Origin of the sequence: Peteryoungia algae (assembly GCF_030369675.1) — a bacterium.
GTDB lineage: Bacteria > Pseudomonadota > Alphaproteobacteria > Rhizobiales > Rhizobiaceae > Allorhizobium > Allorhizobium algae.
Genome location: NZ_CP128477.1, coordinates 4,365,963 through 4,385,677, shown reverse-complemented (window position 1 = coordinate 4,385,677; position 19,715 = coordinate 4,365,963). Strand labels below are relative to the sequence as shown.

Here is a 19,715-nt window from a genome sequence, read left to right as displayed (position 1 = left end):
TGCGTCAGCGCGTGAGGAAAGCCAGTTCCTCCGGCGTCGGATCGCCGAAGATCTTGATGCCGAGCTTCGCGTCCGACACGTAAAGCAGCGCCCTCTTGCCATCCTCGGAATAAAGCACCTTGAGCCAGCTGCTTTCGCAGGTCCGGGGCTCGCAGGCGCGGAAGAGCTGCATGCGCTTGTCTCTGACCTTCACCTCCTCGGAAGCGAGCGCCACGTAACGCGGCTGGCGCACCAGGGCGCGCACCCAGAACGGCAACCCCGGCTGCCCCTTGATCATCTCCATCAGACTGTCGCGATGGGCAGGCGACGTCGCCAGCACGCTCGGCAGATAGTTGCCGGCAAGCGAGGTGGAGAGCTGGGCGTGGAGGGGGGTAACGCCAAGGCCCAGCAGGAAGCAAACGGTGGTGAGGTAAATTTTCACACCAGATCCCTTTCCCGCAGCGCCTCCGCCGTCTGCAGGTCGACGGAGACGAGTTGGCTGACACCCTGCTCGGCCATCGTGACGCCGAAGAGGCGGTTCATGCGGGCCATGGTGATGGGGTTGTGGGTGATGATGACAAAGCGGGTCTCGGTGGAGGCGGCCATTTCGTCCATCAGGTTGCAGTAGCGCTCGACATTGTGGTCGTCGAGCGGTGCATCGACTTCGTCCAGCACGCAGATCGGCGCGGGGTTGGTCAGGAAGACGGCGAAGATCAGGGCCATGGCGGTCAGGGCCTGTTCGCCGCCCGACAGCAGCGTCATGGTCTGGGGCTTCTTGCCCGGCGGGCGGGCAAGGATTTCGAGGCCGGCTTCCAGCGGATCGTCGCTTTCGATCAGCTGCAGTTCGGCGGTGCCGCCATTGAAGAGGTGGGTGAAGAGGCGCTGGAACTGGGCGTTGACCACGTCGAAGGCGGCAATCAGCCGTTCGCGGCCTTCGCGGTTGAGGCTCTGGATGGCGCCGCGCAGCTTGCGGATCGCATCGATGATGTCATCGCGTTCCTTGATCAGGGCGGCGAGCTTGTCCGACAGTTCCTTCTGCTCTTCCTCGGCGCGCAGGTTGACGGCCCCCAGACGCTCGCGCTCCATCTTCAACCGGTCGAGATTGCGCTCGACCTCGCGCAGGTCGCCGATCTCGCTCTGATCCTTGAGGCCCGTCAGGCGGAAGGCCTCGTGCGGCTCGACGCTCAGTGTGTCGCGAATGCGGGTTTCGGCTTCGATGCGCCAGTCGCGGGCGGAAACGAGGCGTTCTTCGGCGCGTCCGCGCTTTTCTCTGGATTCGGCGAGTTCGGCCAGGGCTGACGCCGCCCTCTGGTCGGCCTCGCGCTGGCGGGTTTCGGCCTCGATGAGGCGATCGGCGGCGTCGCGGCGGTCCTTCTCTGCCTTGTCGAGGGCAGTCATCAGGTTGCGGCGTTTATCCTCGAATTCGTCGGGCGCCATTTCAAGATCGGTGATTTCCTCGCGGGCTTCGGCCTCGCGCTCGCGCAGCGTCGCGATATGCTCCTCGGCCGATTTTGCCCGGTTCTGCCAGTTCTGCTTTTCCTGGCGGATGGAGAGGATGCGGCGGCGGCGCATCTCGTCTTCGCGGGCAATTCCCTCGAAACGAGCGCGGGCTTCGGCGAGCAGGCCACGGTCGCGGGCGACGACAGCTTCGGCGTCGCGGAGGCGAGTGTCGAGGGCGGAAAGGTCTGGCGTTTCCTCCATCTCGATGCGGGCGGTTTCCTCCTGCTCGACGATCTCCTCGATCTGGGCCTTCAATCCGTTGACGGCCTCCTCGATGACCTCGCGGCGGCGGATGAGATCTCCCGAGGCGCGTTCGGCCTGGGCAAGGGCGTCGCGGGCTTCGGCGAGGCTCCGGACCGTCAGGCGGCTGCGGTCACGGGCATCGGTGAGGCGAGCCTCTTCATCGCGAATGGCATCGGCGGCCTCGGCCAGACGGTCTTCGGCCTCGACCATCTGATCGCGGGCTTCCTCGGTCTCGATCTCGATCTCGGCAAGCCGGTTCTTCTGGGCGAGACGCAGGGCGGCGGCGCTTGGTGCATCGGCCCCGGTGACATGGCCGTCCCAGCGATAGACGGCGCCGTCGCGGGTCACAAGCCGCTGGCCGGGGGCGAGTTCAGGCATCAGGGCGAGCGCGTCGGCTTCCTCGACGACGCCGATCTGGCGAAGGGCCCGGGTCAGTGCTGCCGGTGCCCGGACATGCGTGATCAGGGGCTTGGCACCCGACGGCAGGGCCGGATCCCCTGCCCCGTCGCCATTGCCGTGCCAATGGGCGGGGGCCGTGGGATCGAGCGCGCTGTCGAGATCGTCACCGAGGGCGGCGCCGAGAGCGGTTTCATATCCGCGATCGACAGAGAGTTCGTCGGCGACAGCCGGGAAATCGCCCGTGGTCGTGCTCGCCAGGATCCGGGCGATGGTGCGGGCTTCCGTCTCCAGCCCGTTGACGCGGGCGCGGGCGGCTTCCAGCGGCTGGCGCAGATGACCTTCGGTACGGCGGGCCTCGGTCAGCGCGGCTTCCGCCTCCATGGCTGCGCTCTCGGCGTCGGCGACAGCCTGTTCGGCGATCTCGACCATTTCGCGCTTTTCGTCCGGATCGGGCAGAGCCGCAATGCGGTCGGAAATCTCAGAAAGCTCGCGGGAGGCCTCCGACACCTGACGCTCGAGCCTTGCACGACGCTCGGTCAGATCGCGGATGGCGCGTTCCAGCTGATTGCGGCCGGCAGCGGCTTCGGCACGCTCGGCGGTGAGACGGGTGAAATCGCGCTCGCTGTCGGCAAGCGTCGCGGCAGCGGCCTCAAAGGCGTCCTTCGCCTCTTCGGCAAATCGCCCGGCATCGGCGAGGATATCCTCGAGCTCGGCCTCCTCCTCGGCCAGGCGATTGATGACCTCGGCGTTTTCGGAGACGAGGCGCTCCTCGCGGCGGATGTCCTCGTCGAGCTGGGCGAGACGGCGGGTGAGTTCGTCGCGGCGGCGCAGGATTCGGCTTGCTTCCTCATCAAGCTGCGAACGGGCGATTTGCAGTCGCTGCAACGCTGCCGCACACTTCGCCTCCTCCTCTCGCAATTCCGGCATCTTCAGGCTCGCGACCGCCTGGAGCTTGGCAGCCTCCATCTGGTGGTTCGCCTTCTCGGCAACCAGAGACATGGCCTGGTTCAGCGCGCTTTCCGCCTCGCCCTCGGCCCTCTTCGCCTCTGCCCAGCGGATGTGCAGCAGCATGGCGTCATGGGCGCGGATATCGGCCGACAGTTGCTTGAAGCGGTTGGCCTGGCGGGCCTGACGCTTGAGGCTTTCGATCTGGCTTTCGAGCTGGGCGGTGATGTCTTCCAGCCGCTCGAGATTGGTTTCGGCGGCGCGCAGCCTGAGTTCGGCCTCGTGACGGCGGGAATGCAGGCCGGAAATGCCGGCGGCCTCTTCGAGCAATTGCCGACGCGCCTGAGGCTTGGCCTGGATCAGTTCGCCGATGCGACCCTGGCCGACCATGGAGGGCGAGCGGGCACCGGTCGATGCATCGGCAAACAGCAGCTGCACATCCTTGGCGCGGGCTTCCTTGCCGTTGATGCGATAGACCGAACCATTGCCGCGCTCGATGCGGCGGGTCACCTGGATCTCGTCGGCATCGTTGAAGGCAGCAGGAGCGGTGCGGTCGGAATTGTCGAGATAAAGGCCGACCTCGGCCGAGTTGCGGGCGGGGCGATTGCCGGAGCCGGAGAAGATGACATCGTCCATCCCGGACGCACGCATGTTCTTGTAGGAATTCTCGCCCATGACCCAACGGAGTGCCTCGACGAGATTCGACTTGCCGCAGCCATTCGGCCCGACAATGCCGGTCAGGCCGCGTTCGATGACGAATTCGGAGGGTTCGACGAAGGACTTGAAGCCGACAACGCGAAGGCGGTTGAATTTCATGGCATCATCCCAGGCAGGACGGCATGAAAAACGGGCGCACGGATTTTCCCGGCGCCCGTCGTCAGAACGGAGCGTCGATCAGAGCAGGCTGTCGATGAGGGCCGACATGGAGTCAACCGACATGTCCCCCGAATAGGCCTTGCCATTGATCAGGAAGGTCGGAGTCGACTGAACACCGAATTCCTCAGCACCGCGATCGCGGACTTTCGACACATCACCGGCAAGCTGTGCGTTCGTCAAGCAGGCGTCGAAGGTCTCCTGTGTAAAACCACCGAGCTTTGAGAGCTGCAGCATGGCGCCACGGACGTCGCCGTCACCAGGAGCGGCCCAGGTGCGCTGCTGCTTGAGCAGCATGGAGACGAAGGGGAAGTATTTGTCTTCCGTGGTGCAACGGGCGAGCATGAAGGCGGCGAGCGAAGCGGTGTCCTGCGGGAAAGGGAATTCGCGCAGCACGAAATAGACCTTGCCGGTGTCGACATACTTGGTCTTGATCGCCTCGAAGGTCTTTTCGTGGAAGTTTGCGCAATGCGGGCAGGTCATCGACATGTATTCGATCACCTTGACCGGCGCATTCGGATCGCCAAGTGCCATTTCCTTGAGCGGGCCCGGCTTCAGGGCCTCTTCCATATCGACATCGCGATCGGCGGTCGGGATCTCGGCGGACGTGGTCGAGGCCGTGGTCTCGTTGCTGACAGCCGGTTTGGCTTCAGCGCTGGCGGCCTTGTCTTCTGCGTCGCTGCAGGCGGTGAGCGCAAAGCCGACGGCGGCGATGGCAATGCCGCCGAGCAAACGGCGCTTGGTGATCGAGAGTTCGGAAGTCGACATGGGTCAGTTACCTGCTTGCAAGTGTCTTGGATGGGTCCACCGTTATAACGGCAAAAGGCGGCAAACAAGGCAGGGTCCCCCGCGAAAAATCAAAGTTCCGTGACCTTTTGCCGCCATTTGCCACGCAGGCACGGGGATTGGCGTTGAGCCACGACCGGATCGGCGGCCCGATCTGGTCTTCGGAACGCCGTTGGGGAGGGCATCCGCGCATCGCATTGCCAGAGCACATCCGGGCGGATAACAATTCGAGCCTCGACCGGGCGACGCCAGGATTGCCACCAGGCTTGGCCGGATCGAACGCATCCCTTTCCTTCGAACAACAGTTTGCCTTGCATTAAAAATTTTCGACCGTTCACAATTCGAGTTTGTTTTCAGATGGTATTGCCGAAGAGCCGGGGCGGATTTTTCCTCGCCGCACACACGTCGGGCATGGCTGTTGCCGCGCTTTGTCTGGCCATGCCGGCACTCCCGGCCATCGCCCAGCAATCGCAGAATGTCGCGCCGCAAACGGGCAATGCCTCGCTGGCGGGGATCCAAGCCCAGCGCAAGGTTCTCTTCGAGCGGATGATGGCCGCCCCAGACGAGCTCGACACGGCCTTTGAATACGCCGCCCTGTCGTCGCAGGCGGGTGACCTGGAAGGCGCGATATCGACGCTGGAGCGCATGCTGATCTATGCGCCCGGTCTGCCCCGGCTGCAGCTCGAACTCGGCGTGCTCTACTATCGGCTCGGCGCCTATGAAACGGCTCGGCAGTATTTCGAGGGCGCCAAGGCTGCCGGCGAGGTCCCGCCGGAGGTTTCGACTAAGGTCGACCAGTATCTGGCGGCGATCGAGCAGAAGGGCGCGCGATCGCAGCTTTCGGGCATGATCAGAACCGGGTTGCGCTACCAGAGCAATGCCAATGCGGGTCCCTCCGATTCCACCGTCACATTGAACAGTCTCTCCTATACGCTCGATGATCTGAGCGTGGCAGCCGAGGACTTCAATGGCTTCGTCAACGGCACACTTCGCTATCGCCACGACACCGAGATCCAGGGGCTATCGCTGGAAGCCGGGATTTCCGGCTATGCGGCGGGGTATCGCAACCGTGACACGCTGAACACAGCGGCCATGGAGGCCTATGCCGGCCCGGTCTTCGACCTCGGCCGATTCGGGCTGGACGACCGGTCGGTCTCGCTGATGGTGTTGACCAGCGGCGTGCTGATCGAGGGGGAACGCTATCTGGCGTCTGCCGGGATCTCGACCAATTTCGACTGGCAGGCAACACCGCTCGACAGTCTCTCAGCGAGCCTGCAATTTCGCCATGAGACCTATTCCAACACCACGACGCGCCAGACCGCCGACCTGCAGACCGGCAACCGTTTCGACGCGCAAGCCTCCTGGTCGCACAACCTTGCCGAAGATTTCAGCCTCACCGGCCGGGTGTCCGCGACACGGCGCGATGCCGACACGGGTTATCTCGCCTTCAACGAGGTTGGTGGCGCGCTCTCCGCGGCCTATCGTCATGCGGCGCTGATCGGCGCTGGACCGGCCTGGATCATCGGGCTGGAGGCGGCAGTGGCGGGTCGCGTACATGACGATCCCGACAGCATGATCAATGTCGCCGAGCGCCAGCGCGACACCGAATTCAGCCTCAACCTTCGCCAGATCACGCCGTTCAACGAGCGCGTGGCCCTGGTGACAGAGGGTGGCTACCGCAAGGTCTGGTCCAACTACGACATCAAGGCCTTCGACACCGTATCGCTGTCGATCGGCATCCAGGCCGTCTTCTAGGAGCATCACGATGAAAACGAAAAAGCATCATGTCCTGCTCCTGGCCTCCGCTGCGCTGCTTGTGCTTGCGACGTCTCAAGCGCGGGCAGAAGCTGACGTTGCGGGCGTGACCGCAGCCGTCAACCCGAAGGTGACCGCCTTCGATGGCACGGGCAAGCCAAGGCTGATTTCGCTCGGCGATCCCGTCATCCGCCATCACCGGATCGAGACCGGCAGCGAAGGCCTGGTGCAGATCCTGCTCGCCGACGGGACTTCCTTCACGATCGGGCCGAATTCCTCCGTCGTGATCGACAGTTTCGTCTACGATCCGGAGAAGAATACGGCCTCGCTTGCCGCCACCATGACCAAGGGAGCGCTGCGTTTCATTGGCGGCAGGGCCTCTAAGGCCAGCGGCAATGTGAAGATCGACACGCCGATCGGCACGGCCGGCATTCGTGGTGCGGTGGTCGACATCAATCTCAACGGGCAGATGAGCGATGGCGAGCCGCTACCGCCGCATATGACGCTGGTTTATGGCAAGGAAGTACGGCTTAGCGGCCAAGGCGCACCGCAGCGCCTGTTCAAACAGGGCTTCTCGATCATCGCCGGCGACGGCCAGCCGCGCATCCAGCGTACGCCACCGCAATGGGTGAGCGGGTTCCAGCAGGCCCTCGCCGGGCGCCCCGGGCAAAGCGGGGGTGCGAACAACAGACCGACGAACCAGACAGTCGCCACCAGCACTGTCGCCCGAAGCAATTCGGCGCATTTGCCCTCGGAGAATACGATCCCCGTGCCGCAGCCGCGGCCGGTTGTGACGACGCCGGTCGGGAACATGTCGGGTGATTCGCAGCGGGATGTGGGTCCGCGGCCGCAGGTGCCTGATGGTGGCGGACTCGCCGTTTCGGTTCTCTCGCCGGTGGAAACAGACGGTGGTGACGGAGGGCCCGGCTCGAGCGCCGTCAGGCTGGAGCAATTGCGCGGCACACTGAGCCGTAGTGCGGGCGGCACGCTGACTGGCACCGACCGCGCGGGCAACGACGTCACTTTGCCCGCACTCCCATCGGCCAGTGTGCTGACGAAGCAGTCCGTGACCGGGGCGGTCAACGGCACGGTGGCCAGCGGGACGGCCTATACCGGGAGCAGCGGTTTCTTCACCTACATGCTGAGCGCCGGGAGCGCCGAACCGCATGCCGTCTACGTGGTCGGGGGCACGCCGGCAGATGCGCGCAAGACGCTCTCGACAGAGGAAATCCTCTCCTATGGGCTGGAGCCGGACCTTCTCGCCGCACTGATGAACGGGGACGGCCAGACCATTCCCTTCACCGGCAGCTTCATCGACAGCGGTGAAGCCGTGGCCAGCGATCTGCTTGTGGGCGGTGTGAGCGATGCGAGCGGCGATGCCGCGGGTCGCGCGCTGCAGGCTTCCCTCGTCATCAATGGCTCCGGTGCCGGGCAGACGAGCGCCATCAACATCCTGAGCGGCAGTTTCGACGCTTTGTCGGGCGGTGGTTACGGGCTCGTCGCCTCGACGGCCGGATCGAGCCGGACTGATGCAATCGGCGGCGCGACCAATGGACAGGGCAAGGCCGCAAGCATCGGCTCGACGGCGGGCAAGGACCATTTCCTCGGCGCCGACGGCGAATATCTGGTCCTCGCCGCCGGTACGATCGGTGAGACGGGAAGCGATTTCGCAACACCCGAATTCAAGGGATATGAGCAGGTTCATGTGGCGAGCCGCGACGATGCGGCAACGACCGGCGCGCGCCGAACTTTCGACGAACAGACCATCACAGGTTTTTCGTCGGGTGTCGTAACGGTCGGGGGAAGCAGCACGGTCGCGCGCGGCAGTACCAAACTCACCTTCGACGCTGAAAAGGGCACTTTCGAGGGCCGTATCAGCACTGGCAGCGACGACAACTTTGCCGAGTTTGATGACGACGGCGACAGAAGCTATCTCTCCGATCAGCTGATTGCCGGCAGCAGCGCCAAAGACGGCTCCTACATGGTCTCGTCGGCCGTCGTGCCGGCGACGATCTTCGACAGTGGCGACAGCTCCGTGATCTGCAATGCCTGCGAATTCATGACCTGGGGCTGGTGGGGCCGCAATGTCCATGGCGAAATCAACCACACCGTCCATCTCGGAAACTGGATCATCGGCAAGCAGCCTGAAAACAGCGCGATCCCCGCCTTGGGAACCGCCACCTATAACGGCAATGCGGTGGGGACGGTCGTGAATGGCAGTGCGCAATACATCGCGACCGGGGCGATGACCTCGACGATGGACTTCGGTTCACGCACCGGCACCGTTGCGGTCTCTGGCTATGACAGCAAGACCTTCAGCGCCGATGTCAGCTTCGACAATGGGGCGGCCACCTTCAGCGGCAGTTCGAGCAGCGGTATTGCGACAAGCGTCACCGGCGCCTTCGCATCCGACGGGACGGATCCGGTCAAGGGCATCATGGGTAATTTCACGACGACAGATGGCAACTGGTCGTCGACCGGCATCTTTGCCGGCAGCAAGTAAGTGCGGGCCATGAGCGAGCCCCGCACGCCACTCCGCCGTCTGTCCTCGTCGCAGCGGCGCAAACTGGGCATAAGCCTCATTGGTGCGGCAGCGCTGGTTGCCGTGATCACTGCCCATGCGGCCCTCGCCCCACAGGCCTTCCGCCTCACGGCACTGGTCTTCGATGCCTACCAGGCGGCAAAGCCACGTGCGGCGACCGATCCGCCGGTGGCGGTCATCGACATCGACGAAGCCTCGATCCGCCAGCTCGGTCAATGGCCGTGGTCGCGCCGGACCGTGGCGGAGATGGTGACGCGGGCAAGCCGCTTCGGAGCGGCCGCTATCGGCTTCGACATCGTGTTTTCAGAACCGGACAGAACGGCGCCGGCACAGCTCGTCGAGGAGATGCGGCAACAGGGTATTACGGTGGAGATCGATTCTGACCTGCCGGACCCGGACGCCCTTCTGGCGGCGGCGGTGGGCTCGAATGCTGTGGCCCTCGGGATCGCGCTCAGCAACGAGACAGGGGCGCCGGCGCCAGCTCCCAAGGCAGGTTTTTCCGTCCTGGGCGCCGATCCACGGGCGCGCCTTCCTTCCTTTTCGGGCGCTCTCTCCAACCTGCCCGAACTGACCGAGCGCGCGACGGCAATGGGATATTTCTCCTTTCCACCTGCCGCCGACAACATCATCCGCACTTTCCCGCTCGTTTCGAAGAGCGGCGACAAACTGTATCCGGCGCTGTCGATCGAGACACTCCGGATCGCGCAAAAGTCGGGCTCCTTCGTCCTGCGCTCGGCGGGTAGCGAAGAAGGCGCGGCAATCACGGATCTCCGGGTCGGGGCGCTTGATGTACCGCTGTCTGCCGATGGCGAGATCTGGATCTACTATTCCGGGCTACCGAACATGCCGATCATTTCGGCGGCCGATCTCTTCGATCCGGCCAAGGCCGCGAAGATCATGGGGCAGGTTCAGGGACGCATCCTGCTGGTGGGCACGAGTGCGACGGGACTGCGCGACATCGTGGCGACGCCGGTCGACCGGGCGATGGCCGGCGTGAAGGTGCATGCGGAGATCATCGACCAGATCGCGAGCGGCGTCTTTCTGCAAAGGCCGGACTGGATGATCGGCGCGGAACGGGCAGCGGCGGTCGCAGCCGGCCTTCTGCTGCTTCTTGCTTTCGCAACCGCAACCCCTGCCCTTTCGGTCCTGACCGGCCTCCTGCTGATTGTGCTCGTTGCCGGCGGCTCATGGCTCGCGTTTGCGAGAGCGTTGACGCTCTTTGATCCCTTGTTGCCGATGGCAGCACTCGGCGCGGTGCTGCTGACAGCCCTGCCGCTGCTGCTGATGCTCACCCACCGCGAAAAGCGTTTCGTGCGTGAGAGCTTCGGGCGTTACCTCTCGCCGACACTGGTCGAGCGGCTCTCGGAAAACCCGGAGGGCCTGACGCTCGGCGGTCAGGACCGGGAGCTGACCATCCTCTTCTCCGACATCCGCGGTTTCACCACGCTTTCGGAGAGGCTGACGCCGACCGAGCTCACGGGGCTCCTCAACAATTTCCTGACGCCGATGACCGACGTGCTCCTGAAGCGCGAGGCGACGATCGACAAATATATCGGCGATGCGGTCATGGCCTTCTGGAACGCGCCGCTGGACATTGCGGACCACCCGCAGAAGGCCTGCCTTGCTGCGCTCGACATGGTCTCTTCGCTGGAGCGCCTCAACCGCGAGAGCGGCATTGCGCTGAAGATCGGCATCGGCCTCAACACGGGCATGGCCTGTGTGGGGAACCTCGGTTCGGATCAGCGTTTCAGCTATTCCTGCCTCGGCGACAGCGTCAATCTCGCCTCGCGCGTCGAGGGCATGAGCAAGCATTACGATGTCCCGATCCTGGTGACGGATGCGGTTCGGACACGAACGACAGGCTTTCTGTTTGCCGAGGTTGACCGGGTGCGCGTCGTCGGACGGCGGGCACCGGTGACGTTGTTTGCGCTGATCGGGGTGGCGGGCGAAGTCTTCGGACAGGTCCACGACCTGGTTCGACGGCACGATGATTTCATCGCCGCATGGCAGGCGGGCGAACTGTGCGTCGCACGAGAGAGGCTGGAGGTACTGCGGGCATTGCCGACGAATGCCCTGTCCGGCACGCATGCGCTCTACGCCGAGCGCCTTGCGGTCCTGCCCGAGACTGCATCGGAAGGCTGGGACGGCGTGTTCACGGCGAGCAGAAAATAGTCCCGTCACGCATTCAACGCCTGGCCAATCTGGCTTGCAAAGTGAAGGGGCCTGGCGAAACCTCGCCGGCGCGGGATCGGAAACCCTATTTGCGTTTTGCCTGCAGAACAGCGGTGCCCAGCCGTTCCACGGCGCGGCGGAGGTTTCCGTCCTCGATCCCCTCCATCATGGCTTCCAGTCGCCGGGCCTTCTCGCCTTCGAGCTTTCGGATCCGGGGTCTGACGCTCGCGACCGAGACGGGTTTCTGAACGATGCGAACCTGACCGATCGCGGGATAGCCGAAAAACCCGTTGATGCGGGCGATCAGTTCGCCCTGGGCGTGGGACAGGAAAAGCGCCCGGGCACCTTCGCAGGCAATGGTAAGCACACCCGGGCGGTGGCCACCATCCTCCGGCAGATCGGAGCGGCGCGGCCAGGCGATCTTTTCCGGCCGCGTGCAATCGGCGAAATTCTCGCCGACAATATCCTCCCAGGAGCCGAGGAGAGCCGTATTGATGCCGGCGCGCCGCGCCAGAACGGGATCGACGATCCCGTTGGCGATCTCGGCGATCTGGTTGGCACCATAGCGGTTAGGCTGATCCTTCGACATCGTCACTCGCTTTCGGCGTGGCCGATACGGCAATCACCATCCCGCCCCAGAGGAAAAGGGCGTCATAAATATCATGGCCAAAGATGATGTTGGTCAACCCACCGAAAGAGTAGGTGAGCACCAAAGCGACGGCCAGCATCAAGCGCGGAGCATAGAGCGTATTCTTCTCCGCCGTCAGAGCGATGTAAAGCGGCGCAAACAAGAGAAGGCCAAGGGCCGCAATCCCTAGCACACCATTGTCGACCAGCGCTGTGAGATATCCGTTGTGCAGGTGGGAATATCCGTAGCCGAACTCCCCTATCAATGCGCGCCGGTTCTGAATTCCGTGGCCGGTGAGCGGCTCCTCGGCAATGGCGTCCAATGCCTTTTCCCACAGATCGAGGCGAATTGAAGTTGAAGCGCTGAGCTCAGTGTTGGAGGAGCCCGTTACAAGGTCGCCAATCTCCTTCAGACGATGATGGCTGCCGGATGCATAGACGCTCACCACGACGAAGGCGCATAGCAGCAGCGTGGCGGCCAACACCTGTCCGATCCGCAGTCTGTTTCGGAATTGCCCTGCGACAACGAGGGCCACTCCGATGAGGGGAACGGGCATCAGCCCCTTGGTCTGGGAGAGAAAAATACACAGGTAGCCGCTGAAAAAGCCGCAGATTCCGAGTATGTGGAAGCGCCGGTCCTTGTCGAGCAATGTGATCAGGGACGCAACGCTGAGGAAGGCGCAGGTCAGCGCGAAGGGGATCGCATTGCCACTTCCGCCTTCGGCGCGCTGCCCGAGAATGACGGCCTGATATACGGCAAGAGGGAGGACAACGAGCGCACCCATCGCCGCAGCCCGTGGCACATTCCGCAACAGGACCTCCGCTGGCGTGAGCGACAATCGCGCCATGGCCGGGATTGCGCCGACAAAAAGGGCCAGTGGCACGAGCTTCTTGATCTCCAGGAGCGGCGACGTGAAACTCTGGCCAAAATTCAGGCCGAAAAAGACGATATTTACGAAGACATAGACAAGGATTGCCAGGCTAAACACGCTGATACCGCTCCGGCTGACCCATGCAATCCTGCCCATGGCAAGATAGAGCGTAGCCCAGACAGCGGAAACGGCCAGAAGGATCGTGACAACGGATCCGCCCAGAGCTGCGAGTCCAAAAACCAGGTATATCGCCACCAGATTGTTTTCATTCATGGAGCGTTTCAGTACATGCATATCCCGTGTCCCCGTCAGCTGGCACGACTGGTAACCGCAAACTCTCAGAGCCACAAGGCCATGACAGTCCCCCAATCCGCTACACTGCTCGCCTGGTATGACCGGCATCACAGGGAACTGCCCTGGCGGATCTCGCCGGCCGCAGCGAAGCGTGGCGCGAGACCCGATCCCTATTTTATCTGGATGTCCGAGGTGATGCTGCAGCAGACAACGGTTGCAGCGGTGAAGGCGTATTTCGCCAAATTCGTGGGCCGCTGGCCAACCGTGAAGGATCTGGCGGAAGCGCCCAGCGAGGATGTCATGGCTGCCTGGGCGGGGCTCGGATATTATGCACGGGCGCGGAACCTGAAGAAATGCGCGGAGGCCGTCGCCTTCGCGCATGGCGGTGTCTTTCCCGATACGGAAGAAGGCCTGAGGGCACTGCCCGGAATCGGAGACTATACATCCGCCGCAGTCGCCGCGATCGCCTTCAACCGGCCCTCGGCCGTGATGGACGGCAATGTCGAACGGGTGATCTCGCGGCTCTTTGCGATCGAGGCACCGCTTCCGGGGTCGAAGCCGCAGATGAAGGCAAAGGTGGCCGAGCTGACACCGACCGATCGGCCAGGCGATTTCGCCCAGGCGATGATGGATCTGGGGGCGACGATCTGCACGCCGAAGCGTCCGGCCTGTGCGCTCTGTCCGTTCAATGAGACCTGTGTGGCGCTGGCGACGGACGAGCCGCAGCGCTTTCCGGTGAAGGCCCCCAAGAAGGCAAAGCCGGTGCGGCTGGGGGCGGCCTTCATCGCGGTCGATCGCGCGGGCCGGCTTCTCCTGCGCAAGCGGGTGGAGAGCGGGCTACTCGGCGGCATGACGGAAGTGCCGACGACGGACTGGAGCTCCCGGCAGGACGGCGAGACGGGCCTGGATTCGGCCCCCTTCCCGGCCGACTGGCAGACGGCAGGGGCAATATCCCATGTCTTCACCCATTTCGAGCTCAGGCTCTCGATCTTCCGTGTCGGGCCGATCGACGAGCCACCCGGAAATCACGGTTTCTGGGTGCCTGTCACCGAACTTGATGGTCAAGCGCTGCCGACTGTCATGAAGAAGGCAATTGCGGCGGCTATCCCAACCGCCTTTTCAACAGCCAAGGGTTAAACCATGACCGAAATCCGCCATATCGTCTTCGACATCGGCAAAGTGCTGATCCACTATGATCCCGATCTGCCGTTTTCGCGGATCATCCCCGACCGGCAAGAGCGGGCGGATTTCTTTGCACGGGTCTGCACCCATGACTGGAATATCGAACAGGATCGCGGCCGCAGCTGGCAGGACGCGGAGGCTTTGCTGATCGCAGAGTTTCCGGAGAAGGAAGCGCATATCCGCGCCTTCCGCAAACACTGGGCCGAGATGGTGCCGCATGCCTATGAGGACAGCGTCGCCATCATGACCTCGCTGATCGATGCCGGCCGCGACGTCACCATGCTGACCAATTTCGCCGCCGACACCTTTTCCGAAGCGCGCAAAATGTATCCCTTCCTGAACCTGCCGCGCGGTGTCACGGTCTCGGGCGAGGTTGGTCTGATCAAGCCTGATGTGGCGATCTACGAGCGGCATGCGGGGGATTTCGGCCTGTCACCGGCGCATTCCCTCTTCATCGACGACAGCCTGCCCAATGTCGAAGGGGCGCGTGCTGCCGGATGGCAGGCGGTGCATTTCACCGGGGCGGAAAAGCTGAAGGCGGATCTGGGGACCCTGGGTGTGATGGCCTGAAAAGGCACTGGCGCGGGTGGAGTTGGCGGACCCCTGCCCGCGCCAGATCGATCCCTAGAGATCGAATGCAGCTGAATTAGGCGCTTCGACTTGCTCGAAGCTGATCACAACTGCATGATGTTGTTCTAACATTAATGATTGAGAGCAGGCCGGCGCAGGCAAACGCCCCGGCCTTCCTTTACTCGAGACCGCCCATGCGGCTGCGGATGACCGAGCGCAGGTCGTCGATCGGCTTCAGGGCGCCCTTTTCCTCGACATGCCAGAAGGTCCAGCCGTTGCAGGCATCGAGCCCCTGCACCTTGGCGCCGACGCGGTGGATGGAGCCGGCGTCGCCGTTTGCCGTCAGCGTGCCGTCGGCGCGGATGATGGCGGAGTGGCGGCGCTTGATGTCGGTCAAAACCTGGCCGGGCTTCACGAGGCCTGCTTCCAGCAGCACGTTGAAGGCGACGCGCGGTTCGGCCTTCTTGCCGGTCATGACCGTCAGTTCGACCTTGCCCAAAGGCTCGACGGCAGCGATGCGGGCCGAAGCTGCATCGATGTAATCCTGCTCGCGCTCGATGCCGACGAAATGACGACCCAGACGCTTGGCAACGGCCCCCGTCGTGCCGGAGCCGAAGAAGGGATCAAGCACGATGTCGCCGGGTTTCGACGAGGCCATCAGGATGCGGGCGAGAAGCGCCTCCGGCTTCTGGGTCGGATGAACCTTCTTGCCGTCGTCACCCTTCAGCCGCTCGCCACCGGAGCAGATCGGGAAGAGCCAGTCGGAGCGCATCTGGACGTCGTCGTTCGACGCCTTCATCGCATCGTAGTTGAAGGTGTAGCCCTTGGCCTTCGGATCGGGCGAGGCCCAGATCATGGTTTCATGGGCGTTCTGGAAGCGACGACCCTTGAAATTCGGCATGGGGTTGGTCTTGCGCCAGACGATGTCGTTGAGGATCCAGAAATTGAGATCCTGGAGCGTGGCGCCGACGCGGAAGATGTTGTGGTAGCTGCCGATGACCCAGATCGTGCCCGTCGGCTTCAACACGCGACGGCAGGCAAGCAACCAGGCGCGGGTGAAAGCGTCATAGGCTTCGAACGAGGCGAACTGGTCCCATTCGTCGTCGCAGGCATCGACGACCGACTGGTCAGGACGATGCAGGGCGCCGCCGAGCTGCAGGTTATACGGCGGATCGGCGAAAATGACGTCGACGGATTTGTCGGGAAGGGCTTCGAGGGCAGAAACGCAATCGCCCTTGATGATGCTGTTGACCCAGGCCAGTGGGTCGGACGAACGGCGGAGTTCGGCAATCGGAAATACAGAAGCCATCGGTTACTCACTCTTACGCTGACGCAGCACGGGATGTGAGGCTTATGGTTACCGAACTTGGTTACCGAAGGGTGAAGAGGGCGTGAGAATTTGTGCGGGGGGTGGGATGGGGAGGAGTGTTAGCCTACTTGCCAAGTCTGTAACGGAGTAGATTGATGCGCATATGCAAGATTGAGGTATACAACTAATACAAGAATCAGAGGCCAACTCATGAGTTTAAAACGTAGCTTTTATCGCAACAACGCTGCGAGACCAGCTAGAACGCGCAGCCTCGCCACTGCGCTCTACATCGATTTAAAACTGGCGATCAGAAGCTTAAAGACCTCGACTAAGTGGGCAATTGTCGTAGCCGCTAAATCAGTAGTCGTTTCATTTATTCTGGGTGCGTTAGCACCATACGCGACCGCATACTACGCGATCAGAAACGGCTTTCGGGTTCCCGTGGAAGGCGTTCCTTACATCCAGTTCGCGATAGCAATCGCTTCATTCTCCAGCTTCTTTATTGCGATGGCACTGCTAGCTGCAACCATGACTGCACTTCAACAAATTTCACTTCTTGATCGCATCTCACAAAAACTGAAGATTGAAAGTCAGGAGACAACCCAATTTCGTAAAAACTTCTATGGATCGAAAATCTTAGTCGGTGCAGCGATATCGGCAATACCCACAGCATACATTTTAGTCGAACACTTCGGACTTAATTCTATGGAAATTAATATTTTTATAGATTAAATTGATGCGCATATTTTTGTTTATTTAATTGCCACATCCCTATCTGTTGCACTAACAGGATTTTACTTCAACGCCAGGGAATATTCTCTGATTGGAATGCAAACAGCGCTGTCCTTTCCGCTTGTGATTATAATGGCGGCATCCTTGTTTGCGGACAGCACTTATGGATCCTTCTTGCGGATAATTAGATACGGAGGCGGAATAGAAGTAACCCTGCAAATCGATAGTACAAACATGAACGGACAAGGAGAAATAAACGGATATCTTATGATCCAGAACGACCGAATGGCGATTATTATGACTAAGGATCTAAAGTCTTTTTGGGAAATTCCTTCCTCGACGATAACACGCAAGATCGTCACAGCTTCACCCAATTGGAAAAAACCTGCATACAGCACCATCGAGCAACTTAATCTATTGCCGTAAGAAATAATGCTTCCATCGCCCCCTAATCCGGCGCCGTCATGCGCCCCCTCCCGCCCGAGAGCACGAGCACTCATCGCTCCTCATCCCAGGCCCTCACCACCGCCTTCTTGGCCTGCGCCCGCCAGACTCGGATGAGGTTTTCGCGGGCCCATTCGATATCGACCCGATCCGGGCGGGCCAGCACCATCGGATAGGGTCGGTGGTGATCCGTGGTGAAGAACGTGTCCGGGTCCATCTCGATCAGGTGGTCGCGCTCCTCGAAGGGGACCTTGAAGACCGGACAGTCATGCGTCGGGTTCCAGAACAGCATGGCCTTGCCGTTGACCTTGAAGGACACGGCGTTCCAGGAGGTTGTCTCTTCCGTTGTCGGCAGAGCGAGGATGACCTGACGAAGTGTATCGAGAGTGATCATGGCGGGGCCTCCGGCGCGTAGTCTGCCAGAGGTAGCGGGACCTGTCATCTGTGCGGAGACGCCCGGTGTCAGCCGCTCCGCGGGGCCTTGTTCCTGCGAGCGGGGCGATGGGAATGCGGCCGGCCTCAAGGCGCGACGCGGACACCCAGATAGCCGCCATCGGCCACGGAATCGCAAAGGCCAGACCATTCGCAGCCGGAACAGGCTGTGCGGATCTCGCCGGTGGCGAAGGTTTTTCTCAAATGCGCGAGCAGTGCTGCGGTCGGAGTGATCCGGGCACCCAGGGCAAGCGACCTGCCGATGAGGCGTGCGACCGCCTCCGTCGCGGCCAGATCGCGCTCGATGACGCCTTCCCCATGGCAATGCGCTTCGGAATCGGCCGCAAGCGGGCCGCAAATGTCGTCCGGCCCCGCCACCAGCTCGATCTCCTCGCCGGCGGACAAGCGGGCGGCGATCGCCTCGTAGTTCTCGACGAAAGCCAGAGAATAGCCCTTGCCGACATAGGTCAGCATGCAGAGCAGGTGGTGGGCGCGGAGCCGGACGGTCATATTCGCGTCAGTCGGATTTCAGGATCTCAGATGTCGATGGGCTTTGCGCTGTGGCGGGCGAGCGCCATCAGCAGAGCGGCGGCGAGCGCGGATTTGAGCACGGCACCAAGGATGAAGGGGGTGACACCGAGCGCCATTCCCTTTTCGAAACCGATGAGCCAGGCCAGCCAGGCGCCGCCGATGACGAGGCAAAGCAGGTTGGCGGAGAGATGCGCGACAAAACTTGTCAGCACGCGCTCGCCCGTCCAGCCCTTTTCAGCGAGCAAGCCGGCAAGAGCCGCAATGATCGGGAAAGCGGCGAGATAACCGGCCGTCGGACCGACGAAGGGAGCAAGACCGCCGCCGCCACCCGCCAGCACCGGCAGACCCATCATGGCTTCGCCCAGCCAGGCGAGCACGGTCAGGGCACCCAGCCGCCAGCCGTAGAGCACGCCGATCATGGTGATGGCGAAAGTCTGGAGGGTGATCGGCACCGGCACCATGGGCACCGATATCTGCGAGGCGAGAGCGAGCACGCCCGTCCCGAAAAGGAGGAGGACGGCCTGCACGGGAAGCGAACGGCCGGATATGCCGAGCGGATCAAAACCATGGGCGGCGGGTGCGAGAATGGTCGTCATGGGGCAATCTCCATTTTTATAGATAATTTCAAGCGGCGAGAATCATTTTATCTATGGAATATTGAATTGCCAAGAAGACGTCAGCGGAATCTCGGGACAGAGCAGCCGAATTGAAGCCGCGCGCGCAAAGCAGCAGGCGGACTCGCACGCTATCTCCATTTTAATCTATAATTTACGGACGGCACGCCTTGGGCGCCCTCCCCCTGCAAGGGGAAGCGGACATTACCCGACGATTGCGAAGCCTTCGGTCTCGGCACGACCTGGCACAGGCAAGGGCGCGCGGCCGATCCACTGCACATGGCGCTCGAGGATGCGGGCGGCTTCGGTCGCATCGCCGGCTTTCAGCGCTTCGAGGATCGCGCGGTGGTCGTGGTCCGTGCGGGCTTCCCAGGTGGCACGCCAGGCGACGAAGAGGAAGCGGGCGGAGACAGCGTGCAGGTCGTCGATGACGGACAGTAGTCGCGGCATGCCGCAGGTCGAGATGATCAGGCGGTGGAAACGGCGGTTCGCCTCTTCCCAGGTGCGCACATCCTTGGCGTTGTCGGCATCCGTGGCGGCCTCTTCGGCAGCGATGAGCACGTCCGGCGTGAGGTTCGGGGCTGCGTGGCGCAGCGCCAGGACTTCGAGTGCGGCGCGCATCTCCGCCACTTCCCGTACCTGCTTCAGGTCGAAGCTTGCAACGCGCACGCCGCGACGGGGGATGCTGACGACGAGGCCCTGCGCCTCCAGCCGGCGGAAGGCCTCGCGCACCGGCACGTGGCTTGCGCCGAATTCCTCGGCGATATGGTCCTGGGCAAGGCGCGAACCGGGCACGAGTTCGCCATGGATGATGCGCTCCGCCAGCGCTCGGCTGATGCGGCTCGCAATCGTGTCCTCGGGAGAATCTTCCGGCTTCTTCGGCATGGGATCCTGCATAGTCAGCAGGCGGAGGC

At 62.5% G+C, this 19,715-nt stretch carries 16 protein-coding genes; 6 read left to right on the top strand and 10 right to left on the bottom strand.

Annotated elements, in window-relative coordinates:
- Positions 1–4 precede the first annotated feature (4 nt).
- The 3 genes from QTL56_RS20815 to QTL56_RS20805 all read right to left on the bottom strand — a co-directional run bounded on the left by QTL56_RS20815 (position 5) and on the right by QTL56_RS20805 (position 4,707).
- Positions 5–421: an Ivy family c-type lysozyme inhibitor gene (locus QTL56_RS20815; RefSeq protein WP_245135313.1), complete on the bottom strand. Its 417-nt coding sequence runs from the start codon at positions 419–421 to the stop codon at positions 5–7.
- Entirely contained in the window at positions 418–3,882 is a 3,465-nt protein-coding gene (locus QTL56_RS20810; RefSeq protein WP_245135311.1) for a chromosome segregation SMC family protein, read from the bottom strand. The genes QTL56_RS20815 and QTL56_RS20810 overlap by 4 nt, the downstream gene beginning before the upstream one ends.
- Positions 3,883–3,960: 78 nt before the next feature.
- Positions 3,961–4,707: a DsbA family protein gene (locus tag QTL56_RS20805; RefSeq protein ID WP_245135308.1), complete on the bottom strand. Its 747-nt coding sequence runs from the start codon at positions 4,705–4,707 to the stop codon at positions 3,961–3,963.
- A gap of 375 nt (positions 4,708–5,082) precedes the next feature.
- On the opposite strand from QTL56_RS20805, the gene QTL56_RS20800 reads away from it, so the two are divergent.
- Genes QTL56_RS20800 through QTL56_RS20790 form a run of 3 tightly spaced genes read left to right on the top strand, consistent with a single transcriptional unit; the run spans position 5,083 to position 11,194 of the window.
- Positions 5,083–6,480: a tetratricopeptide repeat protein gene (locus QTL56_RS20800; RefSeq protein WP_245135306.1), complete on the top strand. Its 1,398-nt coding sequence runs from the start codon at positions 5,083–5,085 to the stop codon at positions 6,478–6,480.
- 10 nt (positions 6,481–6,490) lie between these two features.
- Positions 6,491–8,983, top strand: coding sequence for a FecR domain-containing protein (locus tag QTL56_RS20795; RefSeq protein ID WP_245135304.1), 2,493 nt, complete (start codon positions 6,491–6,493; stop codon positions 8,981–8,983).
- 9 nt (positions 8,984–8,992) lie between these two features.
- Positions 8,993–11,194: a CHASE2 domain-containing protein gene (locus tag QTL56_RS20790; RefSeq protein WP_245135303.1), complete on the top strand. Its 2,202-nt coding sequence runs from the start codon at positions 8,993–8,995 to the stop codon at positions 11,192–11,194.
- 85 nt (positions 11,195–11,279) lie between these two features.
- Here the strand turns inward: QTL56_RS20790 and QTL56_RS20785 are convergent, their stop codons facing one another.
- Both QTL56_RS20785 and QTL56_RS20780 read right to left on the bottom strand, forming a co-directional pair.
- Entirely contained in the window at positions 11,280–11,783 is a 504-nt protein-coding gene (locus tag QTL56_RS20785; protein ID WP_245135301.1) for a DUF721 domain-containing protein, read from the bottom strand.
- Positions 11,764–12,966, bottom strand: coding sequence for an O-antigen ligase family protein (locus QTL56_RS20780; RefSeq protein WP_245135299.1), 1,203 nt, complete (start codon positions 12,964–12,966; stop codon positions 11,764–11,766). Before QTL56_RS20780 ends, QTL56_RS20785 begins: the two co-directional genes overlap by 20 nt.
- A gap of 81 nt (positions 12,967–13,047) precedes the next feature.
- On the opposite strand from QTL56_RS20780, the gene mutY reads away from it, so the two are divergent.
- On the top strand, positions 13,048–14,124 hold the full coding sequence (mutY, locus tag QTL56_RS20775; protein WP_245135297.1) for an A/G-specific adenine glycosylase: 1,077 nt from the start codon (positions 13,048–13,050) through the stop codon (positions 14,122–14,124).
- Positions 14,125–14,127: 3 nt separating this feature from the next.
- Positions 14,128–14,739: an HAD family hydrolase gene (locus tag QTL56_RS20770; RefSeq protein WP_245135294.1), complete on the top strand. Its 612-nt coding sequence runs from the start codon at positions 14,128–14,130 to the stop codon at positions 14,737–14,739.
- A gap of 178 nt (positions 14,740–14,917) precedes the next feature.
- Here the strand turns inward: QTL56_RS20770 and QTL56_RS20765 are convergent, their stop codons facing one another.
- Positions 14,918–16,048 carry a site-specific DNA-methyltransferase gene (locus QTL56_RS20765; protein WP_229572728.1) on the bottom strand — a complete coding sequence of 377 codons (1,131 nt, stop codon included), beginning with the start codon at positions 16,046–16,048 and terminating at the stop codon, positions 14,918–14,920.
- A gap of 210 nt (positions 16,049–16,258) precedes the next feature.
- Between QTL56_RS20765 and QTL56_RS20760 the strand changes: the two genes are divergently transcribed.
- Positions 16,259–16,780 carry a hypothetical protein gene (locus QTL56_RS20760; RefSeq protein WP_245135292.1) on the top strand — a complete coding sequence of 174 codons (522 nt, stop codon included), beginning with the start codon at positions 16,259–16,261 and terminating at the stop codon, positions 16,778–16,780.
- 496 nt (positions 16,781–17,276) lie between these two features.
- On the opposite strand, the gene QTL56_RS20755 is transcribed toward QTL56_RS20760, so the two are convergent.
- From QTL56_RS20755 to QTL56_RS20740, 4 genes are all read right to left on the bottom strand, one after another.
- Positions 17,277–17,618: an MmcQ/YjbR family DNA-binding protein gene (locus QTL56_RS20755; RefSeq protein WP_245135289.1), complete on the bottom strand. Its 342-nt coding sequence runs from the start codon at positions 17,616–17,618 to the stop codon at positions 17,277–17,279.
- A gap of 125 nt (positions 17,619–17,743) precedes the next feature.
- Positions 17,744–18,166: a DUF1284 domain-containing protein gene (locus QTL56_RS20750; protein WP_245135288.1), complete on the bottom strand. Its 423-nt coding sequence runs from the start codon at positions 18,164–18,166 to the stop codon at positions 17,744–17,746.
- A gap of 26 nt (positions 18,167–18,192) precedes the next feature.
- On the bottom strand, positions 18,193–18,783 hold the full coding sequence (locus QTL56_RS20745) for a biotin transporter BioY (protein WP_245135286.1): 591 nt from the start codon (positions 18,781–18,783) through the stop codon (positions 18,193–18,195).
- Between the two features lie 222 nt (positions 18,784–19,005).
- Positions 19,006–19,686 (bottom strand): GntR family transcriptional regulator, encoded by a 681-nt coding sequence (locus QTL56_RS20740; protein WP_245135284.1) that lies wholly within the window; start codon positions 19,684–19,686, stop codon positions 19,006–19,008.
- Between the last annotated feature and the right edge of the window lie 29 nt (positions 19,687–19,715).